This is a genomic window from Epilithonimonas xixisoli, from assembly GCF_004365655.1.
In the GTDB taxonomy this organism is placed as follows: Bacteria; Bacteroidota; Bacteroidia; order Flavobacteriales; family Weeksellaceae; genus Epilithonimonas; species Epilithonimonas xixisoli.
Window position 1 is genome coordinate 202,617 of record NZ_SOEO01000003.1, and the last position, 19,670, is coordinate 222,286.

The window sequence follows — 19,670 nt, forward strand, 5'->3', positions numbered from 1 at the left end:
CTTGCCTTTACGAAACCGAAATATTATGAACGAAATCATTTGTCCAAATTGTCAAAAAGCCTTTAAAGTGGACGAAGCTGGATTTGCTGAGATTCTGAAACAAGTTCGCAATCATCAATTTGAGGAAGAATTACAAGAGCGATTGAGAATTGCCGAAAGAGAAAAGAACAGTGAGATTGAACTTAATAAAGAAAAATTCAAAAGTTATCTGCAAGAGCAACTTTCCAAAAAAGATGCTGAAATTTCGCAGTTAAAGTCGGTGAGTGAGCTGGAGATGACGGGCAAAGTTTCGGAAAAAGAAAAGGAAATTCTGGAACTGAAAGCGAAAATTGAAAAAGCTGAAACTGAAAAAAAATTGGCGATTTCGGAAGCCGTTCAGAAAGTTGAAAATGAAAAAAACAGTATCGAAAACGAAAAAAATGAACTGAGTAATAAATTGAAAAATAAAGATTTAGAAAAAGAACTTTCGGAAAAATCTTTGAAGGAACAGTTTGATGAAAAGCTCAAATCCAAAGATATCATCATCAAATATAAGGATGAAGAAATCGACCGTGTGAAGGAGATGAAGGCCAAACTTTCTACAAAAATGGTTGGAGAAACTCTCGAACAGCATTGCGAAATTGAGTTTAATAAATTGCGTGCGACTGCATTTCAAAATGTCTATTTTGAAAAGGATAATGATTCGAGGTCGGGAAGTAAAGGCGATTTCATCTATCGTGAAGTTGATGAATCTGGCAATGAAATTATTTCGATAATGTTTGAAATGAAGAACGAAGCCGACCAAACGGCGACCAAAAAACGAAATGAAGATTTCTTTCGCGAACTAGATAAGGATAGAACTGAAAAAAAATGCGAATATGCAGTGATGGTTTCATTATTAGAAGCCGAAAACGAATTTTATAATACAGGAATTGTAGATGTTTCGCATCGATTTCCGAAGATGTATGTTGTTCGGCCACAGTTTTTTATACCAATTATTACACTTCTGAGAAATGCGGCAATGAATTCCTTGCAATATAAAAAGGAAATCGCTTTGATGAGAAATCAGAATATTGATATTACCAATTTTGAAGAGAAAATAGATATTTTCAAACAAGGATTTGCGAAAAATTATGAATTGGCAAGCCGACAATTTAAAACTGCAGTTGACGAAATTGATAAAACGATAAGCCATCTTCAAAAAACAAAAGACGCTTTATTGTCATCAGTAAACAATCTCCGTTTGGCCAACAATAAAGCAGAAGATTTGACCATAAAAAAACTGACTTATGGCAATCCGACTATGAAGGCAAAATTTGATGATTTAGAATAAAGAAAATTGTTTTAAATCTTCCTGTTCTTCGCCAACATCGGAATCGAAATCAAGCCCATTACGAGCATAATGATGATTTGAAGAGGCAATGTGATGAAAGAGTAGGCGAGTCCCAATTCTCCGCCTTCTATAGCATCTTTTCCCATTGAAATGAACAAGGCAGTGAAGCCAAATTTCATTGCCAGGTTGAAAGCGCCGATTCCGCCACTTGCAGGGATTATCATTCCTAAAGTTCCGACTACTAAAATGAAACAACCGTCTGCTGGCGTAAAATTAGAAGTTTCGGGAAGAGCAAAGCAAACTAAGTATGAAGCAAAGAAATAGCAAATCCAGATTCCTGCTGTGTAAAGGATGAATTTTCCTTTTTGTTTTAAGGTCAAAATAGATTTTAAACCTTCGATGATTCCTTTTCCGAAGCCAATAACTTTATTATAAATAGAAAGTTTTTGTAGTGATTTTCTAAAAGCGAATAATAATATCAGGATAAAAACTACACAGCCTAAAATAATGTAAGTCAGGTTTGAATCTGATTGAGGTTTTGTCTGATTTTTTTGTTGTGTTGCTGCCTTGTAAAAAGCCAAAAGCGCATCATATTTGAAAATCAAAGTCAATAATGCGAAGATTCCCATACAAACCAAATCAACCACTCGTTCCAAAATAATTGTTCCGAAAGACTTGTCTACAGGAACTTTTTCCACCCCATAAAGCGCCGTTGAACGGGCAACTTCGCCACTTCTTGGAATCGTCAAATTCATTAAATATCCGAAAGAAAGTGACCAGAGAGAATTGGTACTAGAAATCTTGTGGCCCATTGGTTCCAACAGAAGATTCCAACGGATGGCTCTGAACCAATAAGCCGTCACTCCGAAAAATCCTGCAAAAAGAACCCAAAGATAATTGGCTTTTTGTAATGAACCTTTGATTTTGTCAAAGTCCAATCCCTTCAGCGCAAGCCAGAGAAATAATCCGGCAATTGCTATGGAAATTACAACTGTGAGAACGTTTTTGAGCAGTGATGGTTTCTTTTCTTCCAAGATGTTTTTATGTTAGAAGATTGGTTTTTTCGTCTGGGAAAACGATTTTTGGCTGGAAATCCTTTGCCTCTTCCGGCGTCATCTGTCCGTAAGCAATGATGATAATGATATCTCCCTTCTGGACTTTTCTCGCAGCTGGACCGTTCAGACATATTTCACCGGATTTTCTTTTCCCTTTGATGACATAAGTGTCGAAACGCTCTCCATTATTGACATTTACAATGTAAACGCGCTCTCCAACGATTAAACCTGCGGCTTCTATGAGATCTTCATCAATGGTAATGCTTCCAATATAATCTAAGTCCGAAGCTGTGACGCGGACCCTGTGGATTTTCGATTTAAAAACTTCGATAAACATAGGTGCAAATTTACATTAAATATATAAAAGAGTAAAAATTATGTATTCAAAAAAGTTATTGTAATTACATATGATTTCATACTTGTATTTTATGAATTTATGAATTTTAATAAAATTCTAATTATTTGGTTCGATTGTTGATTAATAGTGGCGAATCTTTGAAACTGAATCATAAAAAAATGAGTGTTTTCGTAAAATATTGATTTATCAAAAATTCATCATATCAAATCGAAACATAGATTTTTATCTAAATATTATAAAAATATTTGCACGATATTAAAATTGTCTTATATTTGCTATAACAACATAACTTTAATTAATAAATATTATGAACAAGTCTGAATTAATCGACGCTATCGCGAAGGATGCAGAAATCACAAAAGCTGCTGCTAAAAAAGCTTTGGAATCATTTGTTGCTAACGTAACAGAAACACTTAAGAAAAAAGACGGTAAAGTTTCTCTAGTAGGATTCGGTACTTTCTCTGTATCTGAAAGAGCTGCAAGACAAGGTATCAACCCTGCGACTAAGAAACCAATCCAAATCGCTGCAAAAACTGTTGCGAAGTTTAAAGCTGGAGCTGATTTAGCTACTGCTGTTGCTGGTCCTGCTACAGGTAAGAAAAAATAATTTATTTGAGTTTATTCAAATAAAAAAACCGTCGCAAGACGGTTTTTTTTATTTTATGTCATTAAGAATTTTCGTCATCCAAAAGATGTCCGAAAAAGTCTTTCTTGGTTTTAAGATAAGATGCGCTGGACAAGTTTGATTTAATCTGCAAAGGAATTCTCGAATTGAAGTTGATGTCACTATCCTCAATGATTTTAATCTTTTCCGGATTGTTGGTCATTAGATTTACTGATTTTACATTTAGTTTGTTCAGCATTTCTATAGCAATGTCGAAATTACGATCGTCAGCTGGTAATCCTAATTCAAGATTGGCTTGAACAGTGTCAAAACCTTTCTCTTGCAAAGCATATGCTTTTAGTTTATTAATGATTCCTATGTTCCTACCTTCCTGTCTTAGATAGATTATCATTCCACCATTGTCCTGCATATATTGCATTGCGGAATTAAGTTGTTGTCCACACTCACATTTTTGGGAATGGAAAACTTCTCCGGTGATACATTCGGAATGGATTCTTACGTTAACGGGTTTGGTTAAGTCGGTATTTTTAGCAATCAACGCCATGTGTGGCATCCAGTCTTTCTCATTTTCAGAAAAAGCCATCATTCTGAATTCCCCAAAATCTGTGGGAACATTCGATTCTGCTTGTAGTTGTAACATCAAATAGAAAGGTGGTTTAGTTAGAAGACATAGATCCTGCCTCTGCGGTCTTGCTCTGTGCCGCTTCCAAAAGATTCATGTTGGTTTTGATCTTAACCATGTATCTGTTCAAAACTTCGTCATCATCCTTTGTCATAAACTTTCTGAGTTTCTGAATACTTTTGTAATTCTTCTCAAAATCTTTCAAAGATTTGGTTTTCGAAGAAATGTTAAGTTCTCTCACAGAGTTCAAATAATCTGTAAGTGCACTTTTTAGATAAGAAACTTCTTTATTCACCGCATCATTTTTGAATTTGGGAAATGTAGAAATCAAATTACTGATGGAAGACGCATAAACAATAGCTTCTGGTGTAAGATATGCGTAAGTATCAGACAATAGATCAGAATGAACCTGTTCCGACGCTGCTGAATTTGTAGAACAAGAATTTAAAATTGCTGATATTGCGATTGCCGATAAAAGCTTGGCTAAACTTTTCATTTTTTCTGCATTTTTTGATACAGGATTGGATTAAGACTTTCATCATTGTACATCTTCATCTGCTTATAGAGCTTCATCTTAACTTTACCATTCTCAATATCAGAAAGCAACTGATCTATAGCTGTAGAAAGATCTTTTTTCTGTTCCAAAAGTACATTTAGTTTTTGAGAACATTGTAATTTGTGATCTTCAGAAGCCTCTTCCCGAGAAGCTTCGATAGACATATGAAATATTTTCAAGGATAAAATCGAAAATCTATCTATGCACCAAGCTGGCGTTTCGCTGTTTATTCTGGCATCCGGATTCGGAGTTATGGTCTCGAAGTTTTTGTAAAACCAAAAATCGATTTGCTCTACCAAATCTGTTCTTTTTTGATTTAATTTATCAATTCTTCTTTTGATTTTTAAAGCTTCCGAAGGGTCGATATCTTCTTCTCTGATAATATCTTCCAAATGCCACTGAACGGTATCAATCCAATTCTTAGAATACAAAATCCATTCCAAAGAGTTGACCTGGAATGGATTATTTTCTTCAGAATTGACATCGTCTTTGATGTGATAATCTTTAATAGATTGATTAAAGATTTCCCACGATTTTTCTGTTAAACTCATTTAATGCTTCAGATTAAGAAGGATCATTATTGGTAGATGAAGCGTCTTTTTTCTTGTCATCTTCTTTCACAGCGTCTTTGAACTCTTTCACTCCAGAGCCAAGTCCTTTCATTAGTTCAGGTATTTTTTTACCTCCAAACAACAAAAGCACGATCAAAGCAACTATTAAGATATGTTGCCAAGAAATACTTAATAAAACGGTGGATATTATCATCTTAAATTTTTTACAAAGTTAAATTATTTTTTAATACGAAACCCAACCAAGAGGATCTACCGGATTCTCTCCGTTCCAGATTTGGAAATCCAGTGTGATAGAATCATCAAAATCACTGCCAACTTCTCCAATTAACGTTCCAGCAGAAACTTGCTGGTTGGCTTTTACCAAGGTATTGGCAAGATTGGAGTAAACGGTGAAGTAATTTCCGTGTTTCACAAAAACCGTACGACTTCCGTTGATAACCTGAATAGTGGAAACCACGCCAGGGAACACACATCGTGCTTTTGTACCTTTAGTAACAGCAATTTTTATTCCCGTATTTTCTTCCACAATATTTTTAAAAACAGGGTGTGGCTGTCTTCCAAATCTGTGTGTAACTGTTCCTCTTTCTACCGGAAAACCGATTCTACCTTTGTTGTCCGCAAAATTACTTCCTACGGTAGATCCAACGCCGTAACTTTTCATTACCTTTTTCTCGGCTTCATCTTTTGCGTCGTCGTTCTTTTTGTTGACAACGGCTTCATTTGCTTTGGCGGCAGCTAATTTTTCATTAGCAGCTTTCACTCTTTCTGCTGCTTCTCGGCTGGCTCTTTCAGCCGCTTCTTTTTTCTCAACAGCCTTGTTGGTTTCTGCTAGTTTTCTTTCTTCTTCTACTTTTTTGGCTGCTAATTCGTTGGCTCTTTTCGCTTCGTTTTCCGCACGTTTTCTTTCGGCTTCTGCTGCTGCAAGCTTAGCTCGGTTTTCGGCTTCTATTCTTTCTTTTTCTTTTTTGGCGGCTATGTCGGCTAATCTTTTTCTCTCCGCTTCGGCTTTTCTCTCCGCTTCTTCCTTGGCTTTAGCAAGTCTTATTTCCTCTGCAATGATATTGGCAATCTGCTTTTGCAAAGATTTTTGTTGCGCTTGCTTTTGACGCAATTCGGCAGTTAATTGCACTTCATTCTTTTTGAATTCATCCAGTAACTGCTGTTTTTGTTTTCTCTCCACTTCTATCGTAGAAAGGTCTTTTTTCTGAGTCAATAAGAGATTGTCTTTTTCAGTAACTGATTTCTTTTTCAGCGAAATGTTTTTCTTGATTTCTGTCGCTTTATTAGAAATTTCTGCAGCTTTTTTGTCCTGATACTCAGAGTATCTTTTTAGATATTCTATTCTATTAAGCGCTTCACCAATATTTTTGGAAGATAAGATAAAGGTAACTTTGTTCTGAACACCTTTTGTTTTGTAAGCTTTTACAAGAATTTCAGCATAGTTTTTTCTAAGGACTTCCAACTCACGATTGTTTTTATTAATTTCTAGCTGACGTTTGTAAATATCATCTTCTATAAATCTTTTCTCTTTCTGAGTATTGTTGTAAACCTTTTCGCGCAAAGCTAATTTTTGGTTTACAGCATTTAGGTAAGCAATCGATAGTTTTGATTCTTGTTTGGTCTGGTTCAAAGTTGCATTGAGAGAGGAAATTTGTTTCTTAAGATCGGCATTTTGCTTTTGCAATTGCTCTTTATCTTTCTGTCCAAACGCACTTCCGAAAAGGATAATACTTATAAAAAAGCTTAATTTCTTAATCATTTAATCTCTGTCTTTTTGTAATTGGCAGGAACGGAATAAGGCGTCTCCATTCGGGAAAAATCAAATTTCGTATTTTCAATTAATATTTCGTCTGTTTTGTTTGCTTTTATAATTATTTTAACACTTTTTGGAAAGCTCTCGTTACTCAAAATTTCTCTGTTTGAATAAGTGATTTCCAATTGGTCATTGTTTGCCAAATTCGTTAGTAAAACGTGGCTTAAATTGAAATCCGCATCGTAATCCAAAGCAATTTTATACTCAGAAGTTTTCCCATTTTCTGTGATTTTTTGAGTTTGTTTTGATGTTAATGTGTAGCCGGAAATATTCTGAGTCAGATTATAATCATTTTCGGAAACAGGAATGAAAGTTTTTCCTAATAATAAATTTTGCAAAGCATTATAATCAATGAAATTGACATTCAGTAATTTATTAAGATATCCAAAATCTGAATCAATATAAGTTTTGTCAAGCTTGTAATAGCCTTTGATGCCTTCTTGTGTTGCAACGCCTCTCGCAGCTTGGAGAATGACGGCTGTGAGATTCATCCAAACTTTTTGACCATTTTCTATGTAAATCACAGCATCCAACGTGGGAATGAAAGAACCTGTTTTTGCATCAATTTTACTGTTGATTTTAACGGCATCAAAAGTTGATTTTTTATCAATCGCTGAAAAAAAACTAGCATTGTTGGAAATTGGTTTCGTAGTGCTGACAGGCGTCGTAGTTTGATTATTCTGAACTTTACAAGAGGTAACAGCCAGCGCAGAAAGTATGATAAGAATGTATTTTTGCATAACTTTTTATGGTGAAACTTACAATATTAACGCCAAAAATGAATTAATATTTTCAATGTTGATTGAGCTAAAAAACAAAAACTTTGTCAAAGTTCAAGCCTTGACAAAGTTGATATATTATTAAGAGTGAATTTAATCTTTCGAAAGAAAATCAAGAACGGAATAATCTCCCAAAGAAATTTCTCTTGCCACACCAAAGTATTTTGCAGAGTTTCCAATCATTGAGTTGCTCAGATTTCCGTGATCGATGATTGTGTTTTCTTGGATCAATGAGTTGTCAATGTTAGAATTAATTACCACAGTATTATTTCCAAGAGAAACATTAGGTCCAATTTTCGAATTCAAAATCTTCACATTTTCACCAATGAAACAAGGCGGAATAATCATGCAATTTTCGATATTCGCAGAGCTTGGATAGGTTGCCATACATTCTTTTTCGTATTCCAAAATCTTGCTGTTGGTTTCCACGGTCGCATTTTTGTTTCCACAATCCATCCAGTCATCTACTTTTCCAAGAGAGAATTTAGCGCCTTTTGCTCTGAGGTTTTCTAATGCTGTTGTCAATTGATATTCCCCACCTTCCATAATTTTGTTATCCATAATATGGTCGATTTCTGCCATCAATTTTTCAGCAGAGTTGAAATAATAAATTCCGATAATGGCAAGATCAGAAACAAATTCTTTCGGTTTTTCCACAAAATCTGTGATGAAACCATAATCATCCAATTTCACAACACCAAAAGCAGAAGGATCTTCTACTTTTTTAACCCAAATTACTCCATCAGCATTAGTGTCCAAATGAAAATCAGCACGGAAAAGTGTGTCTGCGAACGCAATAATTACCGGTCCACTCATACTTTTTCTCGCACAGTTAATGGCATGCGCTGTTCCAAGAGGTTCGGTTTGGGTATAAATGCTTCCTTTTGCGCCAAGATTTTCCGCTACTTTGATAAGGGAAGCTTCAACCTCTGGTCCGAAATCTCCAATAATGAAAGCGATTTCCTCGATTGGCTGATTCGCTACTTTTGCAATGTCTTCAACCAGCCTTTGTACAATTGGTTTCCCTGCTATCGGAATCAGAGGTTTTGGAACTGTTAAAGTATGTGGTCTCAGTCTGGATCCACGTCCAGCCATAGGTACGATTATTTTCATAAAATTGTTTTTAAATAATTGGTTATCAGTTGGTTTTTAATTTGTTTGAGTTTTTATTTTTTTTCGAATTTACTTAAAATTTTATTAGGAATCATATTTTCTTTCTTAAGTAAAACGGTTGCCAAAAGTATAAATATAAGATTACCCAGCCAAATGTTTTGTTTTAAATATTGATAACATAGCAAAGATGCCAACATTGTTATTAAAATGACAATCGAGTTTTTATAAATATTGTAAGGAACAGGATATTTGTATTGGCCCCAAATGTAAGATATGACCATCATAGCAAAATAACTGCCAATCGTTGCCCAAGTCGAGGCCCAATATCCATATTTAGGAATAAAATAAAAATTAATTATTATGGTTATTAAAACGCCAATGGTAGAAATGTAAGCACCAATGATGGTTTTGTCCGTCAACTTATACCAAATGGATAGGTTGAGATAGATTCCCAAAAACAAGCTTGCAAAAAGCAAAATTGGGAGAATCGAAATTCCCTCATAATATTCCGGATTGTTGATGTAAATTTTTGCAATCCAATCCAAATTAACGGATAAAAATAAGACAATCAAACAATTGATGGCGATGAAAATGTCCATCAGTTTGACATACATTTCTTTCGCATTTGCATTTTTCGAATTACTGAAAAAGAACGGTTCGATTCCCAAAGAGTAAGCTTGTCTGAACAAAATTACAAACGTCACCACTTTCGCAACACCGCCGTAAACGCCCAATTCGTGTCTTCCAATTTCGTCTGGCAAAAGGAATTTAAGGAACTGTCTGTCAAAGGTCTCATTGATGATTCCAGCTAAACCTGCTATGGTAATTGGCCAAGAATATTTTATCATTTTTTTCCAAAGTTCCCAAGAAAAATGCTTTATCCTTGCAATTAATAATTCTTGAGACAACATCAAAAAAGTGACAGCACTTGCAACCAGATTTGCGACAAAAACGTAACCAATTCCAAATTCAGAATTATATTTCAAACCGAAAATTCCTTCTGGATATCTTGGAAGAATGATGATGAAAAATACAACTAATAGGAAATTGATAATCCCATTAGTGATTCGGATTCCGGCATATTTTAAAGGTCTTTCGTTTTTCCTTAGCATTACAAAAGGCATTGCGGAAAAAGCGTCTAATGCCAGAGTAACTGTAAGAATTGCCAGTAAATCCACTTGGTCAGGCGTTTTGAAAGCAATTGCTAAAGGCTGTCGGTAGAGTAATGTGAAAAATAAATAGATTAATGTTACTGTCAAAACGCTGAAAAAAGCAGTCGAAATCAGTTTTCTGTCATCTTTTTCATCCAAGGCAAATCGGAAAAAAGTGGTTTCCATTCCGTGGGTCAAAAGTACGGCGATAACGCCCGCTACAGAATAAAAATCGGCAAAAGGTGAATAAGCTGTAGGACCAAAAGTTCTCGTTATAATTGGATTAATGACGAATGGAAACAGCCTGATAATCACAGTTGTTAATCCATAAAGCGCAGTTTGTCCAAGTAATTTCTTCAATTCAAAAATTTTTGCAAAAATAATCTATTCTGACAAGAATCCGATTTATTTCTTCAACTTATAATTCATAAAGAAAACCAATTTTCCACCTTTCATAATGTCGTCGTGCTTCAATTTGTAGCCTTCAAACGGTTTTCCATTCAGCTCGATTCTTTCGATGTAAACATTCTTTTCTGATTGATTTTTAGCTTCGATTTCAAAGGTTTTTCCGTTCTCCAAATTCAATTTTGCGTTGACGATACTCGGACTTCCAATCCAGTATTCATCGGAACCTGGCGACACGGGATAGAATCCCAAACTGCTGAAAATATACCACGCGCTCATCTGTCCGCAATCGTCATTTCCTCCCAAACCATCTGGTTTTGCTTTATACTGCATTGTCAGGATTTTTCGGATTTGAGCTTGAGTTTTCCAAGGTTGTCCAGCAACATTATAAAGATAAGCCACGTGATGCGCCGGTTCGTTTCCGTGAACATAACCGCCGATAATTCCTTCTCTGGTAATATCTTCCGTATCCGCAAAAAACGCGTCAGGCAAATGCATTGAAAATAGTTCATCAAGATTTTCCCCGAATTTCTTTTGTCCACCCATCGATTTCATCAATTCCTCAGGATTGTGCGGAACGAAGAAGCTGTAATTCCAGGAATTCCCTTCGATGAAGCCTTGTCCGTGTGTGCTCATCAAATCAAATTCCTTTTTGAAACTTCCGTCAGACAATCTCAGTCTCATAAATCCGATGGATTTATCAAAGACGTTTTTCCAGTTTTCGGAACGTTTTAGATATTCATTATAAATATCAGTTTTGTCTAATTTCTTAGCAATTTGAGCAATCGCCCAATCGTCGTAAGCATATTCAACAGTATTGGAAACCGACGTTCCATTTTTCTCCGAAGAGATGTAACCTTTGTCGATGTATTCGCCGATGCCTTCGTAATTTCTTTTGCTGGAAGTCGCAATGCAGGCCTTCAGAGCTTCGTCCGGATTTCCAGTGTAAGTGCCTTTGATAATCGCATCAGCAATCAATGAAACCGAATGATAACCGCTCATACACCAATTTTCGTTGGCGTAATGTGACCAGATCGGCAACATTTTCAAACTGAATTGGTCGTAATGCGCCATCATCGATTTAATCATATCATTGTTCCGTTTTGGCTGAATGATATTGAAAAACGGATGCAACGCGCGATAAGTGTCCCAAAGTGAAAACGTCGTGTAATTCGTAAAACCTTTGGCTTGATGTACGTTTTGGTCAAGACCTTTGTATTCGCCGTTCGCATCCATATAAGTGGTTGGATTAATGAACGTGTGGTACATCGCCGTATAAAAATTCACTTTGTCATCTTCGGAAAGTGTGTTGACAACGATTTTATTCAATTCCTTATTCCAATAATTTTGAGCTTGAGATTTTATTTTTTCGAAGTTCCAATCCGGCGTTTCTTTGGTTAAATTTTCCAAAGCATTGGCCTGACTGACTGGCGAAATCGCAAATTTGATTTGAACTTTCTCATTCTCCTGCGTGTCAAAATCAAAATGCATTCTGATTTTCTTGCCGGCAATCTCTGGGAAATTTTCGTCCTGATTCCATTTTCTCCAGAATCCGCGGTAAGCTTGTTTCGTATCAAAATTTTTCTGACCATAAGATTTGAACGGCTTTGAAAATTCCATTGCAAAATAAACTGTTCTCGTTCTTGCCCAACCGTTGGTTTGTCGATATCCAGTGATTCTGTGGTCGTTTTCAATTCTCACATAAGTCCAGACATTCTTATCGTCATAATTATAAATTCCTGCCATCAAATCCAAAATAATATGCGCATCATCCGATTTCGGAAATGTATATTGATGAACGCCAACTCTCGTTGTAGCGGTCATTTCTGCCAAAATATTATAATCGTCAAGCTTCACTTTGTAATAACCTGCTTCCGCTTTTTCGTTTTGATGAGAAAATCTGGAACGGAATCCACTTTCTGGATTTTGCGCCGTTCCGGGATTTAATTTTAATTTTCCAACTGTTGGCATTATCAAAAAATCGCCCAAATCCGAATGTCCCGTTCCGCTGAAATGCGTGTGCGAAAATCCAACAATCGTTTTGTCTTCGTAGCGATAGCCAGCGCAATATTTATAAACATCAGGATTGTATTTTCCATTGACTTCATAAGAAAGTGAATCAGTTTCCGGACTTAGCTGAACGGCACCAAAAGGTACAATTGCTCCCGGAAAAGTATGTCCCATTTTTTCGGTTCCAATGATTGGATTCACGAATTTTGAGAGCTTTTCTAATTTTTGAGAACTGAATAATGAAACGAATAAAACGGGCAGAATTAAAATGTATTTTCTTGGAGACATTCTTTGGAATTTTGAAGCAATTTAGTTAAAACCACAAAAGACACAAAAGTTTTCTTGACTTTAGAAATCCTAAATAATGAAAAACTTTGTATTCTTTGACCTAATTAATGAAGATTGCTTTTTTCTTTTGTGACTTTTGTGGTTTATTAATTCAAAAACTTAATTTTGTTTCTATCTAAAAAAGTAAAATGAAAATTCTAATAAAAAATGCCCAAATCGTAAATGAAAATCTGGTCTTCGAAAGTGATATTCTGATTGAAAATGATTTGATTTCAAAGATTTCAAAAAATATCTCTGAAGAAAATGTTGACCAAATCATCGATGCTTCCGGAAAATATCTTTTGCCTGGAATCATCGATGACCAAGTCCATTTTCGCGAACCAGGTTTAACTCACAAAGGTGATATAGAATCTGAATCCCGTTCTGCAATCGCAGGTGGAACAACCAGTTTTATCGAACAACCGAACACAGTTCCAAATGCGGTCACTCAGGAATTGTTAGCTAATAAATATGAAATAGCTTCTCAAAAATCATTCGCCAATTACGGATTTATGATGGGCGGAACGAATGATAATCTTGAGGAAGTTTTAAAAACAAATCCAAGAAATGTTCCCGGAATCAAATTGTTTTTAGGTTCATCCACAGGAAATATGTTGGTTGATAATCCTGAAACTTTAGAAAATATTTTCAGCAATACCAGAATGCTGATTGCTGTTCATTGCGAAGATGAAGCGACCATTCGGGAAAACACAGAAAAGTACAAAGCGGAATACGGCGAAGATATTCCAGTGAAATTTCATCATCTCATCAGAAGCGAAGAAGCTTGCTTTAAATCTTCCTCAAAAGCTATTGAACTGGCAGAAAAAACAGGCGCGCGTTTACACGTTTTCCATTTGTCAACAGCGATTGAAACAGAGCTTTTTAGAAATGATATTCCATTAAAAGATAAAAAAATAACAGCCGAAGTTTGCGTTCATCACTTGACTTTCACGAATGAAGATTACGAAACAAAAAGCGGATTAATCAAATGGAATCCAGCCGTAAAAACGCAGAAAGACAAAGACGGACTTTGGGAAGCTTTGCTGGATGACAGAATCGATGTCATCGCAACCGACCACGCGCCTCACACTTGGGAAGAAAAACAGAATGTTTATACAAAATGTCCATCAGGAGCGCCGTTGGTTCAGCATTCTTTGGTCGTGATGCTGGAGAATTTCCGAAACGGTAAAATCACTTTGGAGAAAATCGTTGAGAAGATGTGTCACAATCCTGCGATTCTGTTTAGAATTGAGAAAAGAGGTTTTATAAAAGAAGGATATAAAGCAGATTTGGTTTTGGTTGATTTGGATCAAAACTGGACTGTTGAAAAAGAAAATATCCTGTACAAATGTGGCTGGAGTCCGTTGGAAGGAATGAATTTCAGTTTTAAAGTGACGCATACTTTCGTGAACGGAAATCTGGCTTATGAAAACGGGAAAATTAATGAAGAGAAATTCGGGGAACGATTGCTTTTTGAAGTTCAGGAATAACAAAAACGACTGCAAATTTGCAGTCGTTTTTTGTTTTTAATTAAAAGATTGCCTAAATTCCAAAGGCGACATTTTCGTTTTCTTTTTAAAAAGTGTACTGAACGATTGCGAATGTTCAAACCCCAATTCATAAGCGATTTCACTCACGGATAATTCAGTCGTAGAAAGTTTCTCTTTCGCTTTGCTAATCAACTTTTCGTGAATGTGTTGCTGAGTATTTTGTCCGGTTTGAATTCTTAATAAGTCACTTAAATAATTCGGAGAAAGATTCATCGCTTCGGCAATCTGATGAACGGTCAATAAACCTTTTTCGGATGATTCTCTATCAAAATAATCATTAAGAAACGATTCAAACTTCGTCAAAAGCTGATGACTCCCGCTTTTTCTGGTAATGAACTGTCTTTCATAAAACCGTTTGGAGTAATTCAGCAACAATTCAATTTGAGACAAAATAATTTCCTGCGTGTGCTGGTCAATGTGCTGACATTCCTTATCAATTTTATTTAAAATTTCCAGCAAATCATTTTCTTCATCCTCAGAGAGATGTAAGGCTTCATTTACAGCATAAGAAAAAAATCCATAAGACGAAATGGTCATTGCCAAAGGCTGTTTCAGCAGGAAATCTTCGTGAAAAATTAATAGATAACCTGTGTTTTCACAATCCATCGTTTTCAATTCCAGATATTGCACCTGATTTGGCGCCGTGAAACTCAAAACACCTTTGTCATAATCGTAATGTTGCTGGCCATACCTCATTTTTCCGGTCGCATTCCGTTTGAGCGCAACGCAGTAATACCGGCTCACAAAACCCTTCCAAACCTCATCCTCAATAAAGACACTTTCAGAAAGATTGATAACGCTGACCATCGGATGTTTCGGCTCCGGAAGCGACAGTAATCTGTGAAAAGCGGAGATGGATTTTATCGTGTTCATAACTTAAAATTCTAAATATTAAAGGTAATAATTTGACTCGAACCACTTTGTTAGGTTTGGGCGCCTTTATCCGTCTTCCACTCCCGCTTTTTTGCTCGTCGTACCTCCTCACAAAAAGAGCTCCGTTCAAGCCGGGGCGCAATCGTATTGCGTTTTAAACAAACCTTGAAGGTTTAATGTTTTTTAAATTAAAATTCGTGCATTTGTGGCAAGAACTAATAATCCAAAAGTCCCATCCCAAACTCATCATAAGTCGCTCCGGTGTCTGTTCCCAAAGGTACGATACTTTCCAGCTTCTGAACATCAGCTTCGCTCAAGACAATTTTGCTGGCTTCAATATTCTGTTCAAGATAAGTTCTGCGTTTCGTCCCTGGAATCGGAACAATTCCTTTGCTGATAATCCACGCCAAAGCCAGTTGGGAAGAAGTGATTCCTTTTTCTTTCGCCATATTTTCAATCGCTTCCACGAGCTCAATATTTTTATAAAAATGCTCCTCCTGAAATCTCGGAATTGCTCTGCGGAAATCATTTTCTGCCAAATCATCAATCGAACGGATTTGTCCCGACAAAAATCCTCTACCCAACGGAGAATATGCCACGAAACCAATTCCCAGTTCGTTTAAAGTTTTAATAACACCTTTTTCTTCAACCGTTCTTTCAAACAGAGAATATTCACTTTGTACCGCTGTAATCGGATGAATTGAGTGCGCTTTTTTCACCGTTTCAGAAGAAACTTCCGACAGACCAATGTACCCGATTTTTCCTTCCTTCACCAAATCGCTCATCGCTCCAACCGTTTCTTCAACCGGAACATTTTTATCAAGACGGTGCATATAATAAAGGTCGATGTAATCTGTTTTAAGGTTTTTCAGTGAACGCTCAACAGACTTTTTCACATAATCTTTTTGTCCATTAATTTTCCACGTAATCTGTTCGCTGTCATCAATTTCCCAACCGAATTTCGTTGCAATAATATATTCATTGCGGTTTCCTTCAATGGCTTTTGCGATGAGTCGTTCATTTGTAAATGGCCCGTAAAGGTCGGCAGTGTCGAGAAAATTTCCGCCCAATTCCAGCGAACGGTGAATGGTGGCAATCGCTTCTTTTTCGTCGTGCTTACCGTAAGTGTCGGCATCTCCAAAGCTGGTCATTCCCATACATCCCAAGCCGATATTCGGAATGATTAATCCTTGATTTCCTAATTTTACCTGATTCAATTTCATAATGTTGATTTTTATTGATACAAAATTCAGCAGAAATTAGAAGTCTGATGTATTCAAAATGAAGAATATTGTATGCAGATCACGGTTCATATTTCTTGCATAACTTTTGTTAATTCTTATCACGAAATAAAAATCTAATTTTACCAAAGACACAATTGATTTTAATTTTAATCTCAAAAGCATTTATTTAATGAATCCATATTCACAACCAATGTTGCGCGAAGACGCACTCAAAGATAAAGTGGCCATCGTAACAGGTGGCGGAAGCGGACTAGGAAAAGCAATGACCAAATATTTTCTTCAGCTCGGCGCAAAAGTCGTAATCACTTCCAGAAATCTTGAGAAACTCCAAGGAACTGCAAAGGAATTGGAGGAAGAAACTGGCGGAAAAGTCCTTTGCGTAGCCTGCGACGTCCGAAACTGGGACGAAGTGGAAGCGATGAAAGAAGCCACGTTGAAGGAATTCGGGAGGATTGATATTCTTTTGAACAACGCCGCTGGAAACTTCATCTCACCAACCGAAAGACTCACGCATTCCGCATTTGATTCTATTTTGGATATTGTTTTGAAAGGAACCAAAAACTGCACACTTTCCATCGGGAAATATTGGATTGACAACAGAGTGCCTGGAACCGTTTTGAATATTGTAACTACTTACGCCTGGACAGGTTCGGCTTACGTCGTTCCATCCGCTTGTGCAAAAGCTGGCGTTTTGGCTATGACAAGAAGTTTGGCTGTAGAGTGGGGGAAATATAACATCCGCTTCAATGCGATTGCGCCAGGACCATTCCCTACGAAAGGTGCTTGGGACAGATTGTTGCCCGGAGATATGAAAGATAAATTTGATTTGGCCAAAAAAAATCCGCTCAAAAGAGTAGGGGAACATCAGGAATTGGCCAATCTTGCGGCTTATCTGGTTTCAGATTTTTCATCTTTCGTGAATGGTGAAGTCGTGACCATCGATGGTGGCGAATGGCTTCAAGGTGCCGGCGAATTCAATATGCTGGAGGATATTCCGCAGGAAATGTGGGATATGCTTGAGAATATGATTAAAGCGAAGAAATCGAATTAAAATCATATTCAATTTAGCACATAGTTAAAATTACCACACTTGCCGTCACTCAACGGCAAGCTTGTCAAGGATCGAAACCACACTTGCCATCATTTGATAGCACGCGTGGTTTTTTTATGAAGTTGCTTATACTTCGTTATAATGATGTAACAAGTTTCGGATTTTATTGACTAATTTTATTTATCACTAAAATTTTCCATCAATGAATTTCAAACTTCCAACACTCTTTTCCGCTGTTGCGATATTTGCATTTACAACAAATGTGTTCGCGCAGGAATCGCCAAAGTACAGTTACACTGAAGCTTTTAAACCTTTATTTTATCCTCAAAGCGGAACAGAAACCCGCTCGGCAAGCGGACAACCGGGACACAAATATTGGCAGAACTCGGCAGATTATCAACTCAATGTGAGCCTCGATGAAAATAAAAACGAAATCACGGGAACTGCAGAGATTATTTATACCAACAACAGTCCAGATCTGTTAAGTTTTCTTTGGTTGCAATTGGATCAAAATCTATTTGCAAAAGATTCACGCGGCAATGCTTTGATCCCACTTTCCGGAAGTAGAAATGGAGCGAAAGGTCAAGACTTTGATGGTGGCTACAGAATCAAATCTGTGAAATACGATGGAAAAGATGTCAAATACACCGTTACTGATACCAGAATGCAAATCGATCTTCCAAATGATCTGAAAGCCAATGGAGGCGTTGCAAAATTGAAAATCGAATATTCTTTCCTTTCCCCGAAATACGGATCTGACAGAATGGGAATCGAAGATACCAAAAATGGGAAAATCTTTACAATGGCGCAATGGTACCCAAGAATGTGCGTTTATGATGACATTTTGGGATGGAACACAACACCTTACTTAGGTGCGTCGGAATTCTTTTTGGAGTATGGAACTTTATCAGCAAACATCACCGTTCCGGCAAATCATTACGTAGTAGCTTCGGGAGAATTGCTTAATGAAAAAGAAGTTTATTCCAAAGAAGAGATCAGCCGTTGGAATCAGGCAAGAACCAGTGAGAAAACCGTGATGATTCGTCCGGAATCAGAATTGGGTAAAAACACCAAGTCGGGTACAAAAACTTGGAAATTCAAAATAGAAAAATCAAGAGACTTTGCTTGGGCTTCATCTACAGCGTTCATCTTGGATGCCGCGAGGATCAATCTTCCAAGCGGTAAAAAATCTTTGGCAATCTCGGCTTATCCAGTAGAAAGTGCTGGCGAAAAAGCGTGGGGGAGATCTACGGAATATACCAAAGCTTCCATCGAACATTATTCTGGAAAATGGTTCGAATATCCGTATCCAGCAGCAACAAACGTAGCAGGAAATGAGGGCGGAATGGAATATCCAGGAATTGTCTTTTGTCATATGAACTCCAAAGGAGAAGGACTTTGGGGCGTTACAGATCACGAATTTGGTCACACTTGGTTTCCGATGATCGTGGGTTCCAACGAAAGACTTTTTGCTTGGATGGACGAAGGTTTCAATACTTTCATTAATGAACTTTCTACCGAAGCATTCAACAAAGGAGAATACCACCGCAAGCAGAATATTGCACAAATGGGAGCTTACGTCCTTAATGATAGTTTTGAGCCAGTGATGGTTGGTCCAGACAATATGAAGGAGAGAAGCATTGGGGTTTTAGCTTATTTCAAACCTGGATTGGGACTTGGCGTTTTGAGAGAAAGCGTACTTGGACCAGAGAAATTTGATAAAGCTTTCAAAACTTACATCAACAGATGGGCTTACAAACATCCAACGCCGTGGGATTTTTTCCATACGATAGAGAATGTTTCCGGAGAGGAGCTCAACTGGTTCTGGAGAGGTTGGTTTATGAACAAATGGAAAATAGACCAAGCCGTGAAAAACGTAAAACCTGTGAACGGCGATTTCAAAAACGGTGCGCAAATCACGGTAGAAAATCTTGGACAATTGCCAATGCCGACTACGGTGGAAGTGAAATTCAAAGATGGAACAACAGAAGTGGTGAAACTTCCAGTGGAGGTTTGGAAACGAAACACAGAATGGACTTTCCAAATAGATTCTACGAAAGAAGTGACTCAAGTAAAATTGGATCCTCAATCTACAGTTCCAGATGTGAATGCTAAAAATAATGTTTGGCCAGGGAACTAAGACTGATAGACAATAGACGAATAGATAATAGACAAAAAAGCGTTCCAATTGGAGCGCTTTTTTATGTTATATAATAATGATAAAAGTCTATCATCTATTCGTCTATTGTCTCTT

At 36.9% G+C, this 19,670-nt stretch carries 18 protein-coding genes; 5 read left to right on the forward strand and 13 right to left on the reverse strand.

Annotation, left to right across the window (positions count from 1 at the left end; all coding sequences use genetic code 11):
• The first annotated feature begins 25 nt into the window (after positions 1-25).
• Positions 26-1,312, forward strand: coding sequence for a DUF2130 domain-containing protein (locus tag B0I22_RS12915; RefSeq protein ID WP_133945524.1), 1,287 nt, complete (start codon positions 26-28; stop codon positions 1,310-1,312).
• Between the two features lie 11 nt (positions 1,313-1,323).
• Here B0I22_RS12915 and B0I22_RS12920 read toward each other — a convergent pair whose 3' ends face one another.
• Positions 1,324-2,349 (reverse strand): lysylphosphatidylglycerol synthase transmembrane domain-containing protein, encoded by a 1,026-nt coding sequence (locus B0I22_RS12920; protein WP_133945526.1) that lies wholly within the window; start codon positions 2,347-2,349, stop codon positions 1,324-1,326.
• A gap of 4 nt (positions 2,350-2,353) precedes the next feature.
• A complete protein-coding gene (gene panD, locus B0I22_RS12925; RefSeq protein ID WP_133945530.1) occupies positions 2,354-2,704 on the reverse strand; it encodes an aspartate 1-decarboxylase in 351 nt (116 codons plus the stop codon).
• 328 nt (positions 2,705-3,032) lie between these two features.
• Here panD and B0I22_RS12930 point away from each other — a divergent pair, with 328 nt between their 5' ends.
• A complete protein-coding gene (locus B0I22_RS12930; RefSeq protein ID WP_133945533.1) occupies positions 3,033-3,332 on the forward strand; it encodes an HU family DNA-binding protein in 300 nt (99 codons plus the stop codon).
• Between the two features lie 61 nt (positions 3,333-3,393).
• On the opposite strand, the gene ribA is transcribed toward B0I22_RS12930, so the two are convergent.
• The 9 genes from ribA to B0I22_RS12975 all read right to left on the reverse strand — a co-directional run bounded on the left by ribA (position 3,394) and on the right by B0I22_RS12975 (position 12,659).
• A complete protein-coding gene (gene ribA / locus B0I22_RS12935; RefSeq protein ID WP_133945536.1) occupies positions 3,394-3,990 on the reverse strand; it encodes a GTP cyclohydrolase II in 597 nt (198 codons plus the stop codon).
• Between the two features lie 16 nt (positions 3,991-4,006).
• Complete coding sequence (locus B0I22_RS12940) at positions 4,007-4,468, reverse strand: hypothetical protein (RefSeq protein ID WP_133945539.1); 462 nt, start codon at positions 4,466-4,468, stop codon at positions 4,007-4,009.
• Entirely contained in the window at positions 4,465-5,079 is a 615-nt protein-coding gene (locus B0I22_RS12945) for a DUF4254 domain-containing protein (protein WP_133945542.1), read from the reverse strand. The genes B0I22_RS12940 and B0I22_RS12945 overlap by 4 nt, the downstream gene beginning before the upstream one ends.
• A gap of 13 nt (positions 5,080-5,092) precedes the next feature.
• Entirely contained in the window at positions 5,093-5,293 is a 201-nt protein-coding gene (locus B0I22_RS12950; RefSeq protein WP_133945545.1) for a twin-arginine translocase TatA/TatE family subunit, read from the reverse strand.
• A 30-nt stretch (positions 5,294-5,323) separates the two neighbouring features.
• Positions 5,324-6,859 (reverse strand): murein hydrolase activator EnvC family protein, encoded by a 1,536-nt coding sequence (locus tag B0I22_RS12955; protein WP_133945548.1) that lies wholly within the window; start codon positions 6,857-6,859, stop codon positions 5,324-5,326.
• A complete protein-coding gene (lolB1, locus tag B0I22_RS12960; RefSeq protein WP_133945551.1) occupies positions 6,856-7,653 on the reverse strand; it encodes a lipoprotein insertase outer membrane protein LolB1 in 798 nt (265 codons plus the stop codon). The genes B0I22_RS12955 and lolB1 overlap by 4 nt, the downstream gene beginning before the upstream one ends.
• A 132-nt stretch (positions 7,654-7,785) precedes the next feature.
• Positions 7,786-8,805, reverse strand: a complete 1,020-nt coding sequence (locus B0I22_RS12965) for a sugar phosphate nucleotidyltransferase (protein ID WP_133945554.1) — start codon at positions 8,803-8,805, stop codon at positions 7,786-7,788.
• A 53-nt stretch (positions 8,806-8,858) separates the two neighbouring features.
• Positions 8,859-10,316: a lipopolysaccharide biosynthesis protein gene (locus B0I22_RS12970; RefSeq protein WP_133945556.1), complete on the reverse strand. Its 1,458-nt coding sequence runs from the start codon at positions 10,314-10,316 to the stop codon at positions 8,859-8,861.
• 45 nt (positions 10,317-10,361) lie between these two features.
• Positions 10,362-12,659, reverse strand: a complete 2,298-nt coding sequence (locus tag B0I22_RS12975; protein ID WP_133945559.1) for a GH92 family glycosyl hydrolase — start codon at positions 12,657-12,659, stop codon at positions 10,362-10,364.
• A 188-nt stretch (positions 12,660-12,847) separates the two neighbouring features.
• On the opposite strand from B0I22_RS12975, the gene B0I22_RS12980 reads away from it, so the two are divergent.
• Entirely contained in the window at positions 12,848-14,188 is a 1,341-nt protein-coding gene (locus B0I22_RS12980) for a dihydroorotase (protein WP_133945562.1), read from the forward strand.
• A 36-nt stretch (positions 14,189-14,224) separates the two neighbouring features.
• Here the strand turns inward: B0I22_RS12980 and B0I22_RS12985 are convergent, their stop codons facing one another.
• On the reverse strand, positions 14,225-15,121 hold the full coding sequence (locus B0I22_RS12985; RefSeq protein WP_133945565.1) for a helix-turn-helix domain-containing protein: 897 nt from the start codon (positions 15,119-15,121) through the stop codon (positions 14,225-14,227).
• Between the two features lie 215 nt (positions 15,122-15,336).
• Positions 15,337-16,344: an aldo/keto reductase gene (locus tag B0I22_RS12990; protein ID WP_133945568.1), complete on the reverse strand. Its 1,008-nt coding sequence runs from the start codon at positions 16,342-16,344 to the stop codon at positions 15,337-15,339.
• Positions 16,345-16,534: 190 nt separating this feature from the next.
• Between B0I22_RS12990 and B0I22_RS12995 the strand changes: the two genes are divergently transcribed.
• Both B0I22_RS12995 and B0I22_RS13000 read left to right on the forward strand, forming a co-directional pair.
• Entirely contained in the window at positions 16,535-17,416 is an 882-nt protein-coding gene (locus B0I22_RS12995; RefSeq protein ID WP_133945571.1) for an SDR family oxidoreductase, read from the forward strand.
• Between the two features lie 202 nt (positions 17,417-17,618).
• Positions 17,619-19,556 carry a M1 family metallopeptidase gene (locus B0I22_RS13000; RefSeq protein ID WP_133945574.1) on the forward strand — a complete coding sequence of 646 codons (1,938 nt, stop codon included), beginning with the start codon at positions 17,619-17,621 and terminating at the stop codon, positions 19,554-19,556.
• Positions 19,557-19,670 lie beyond the last annotated feature (114 nt).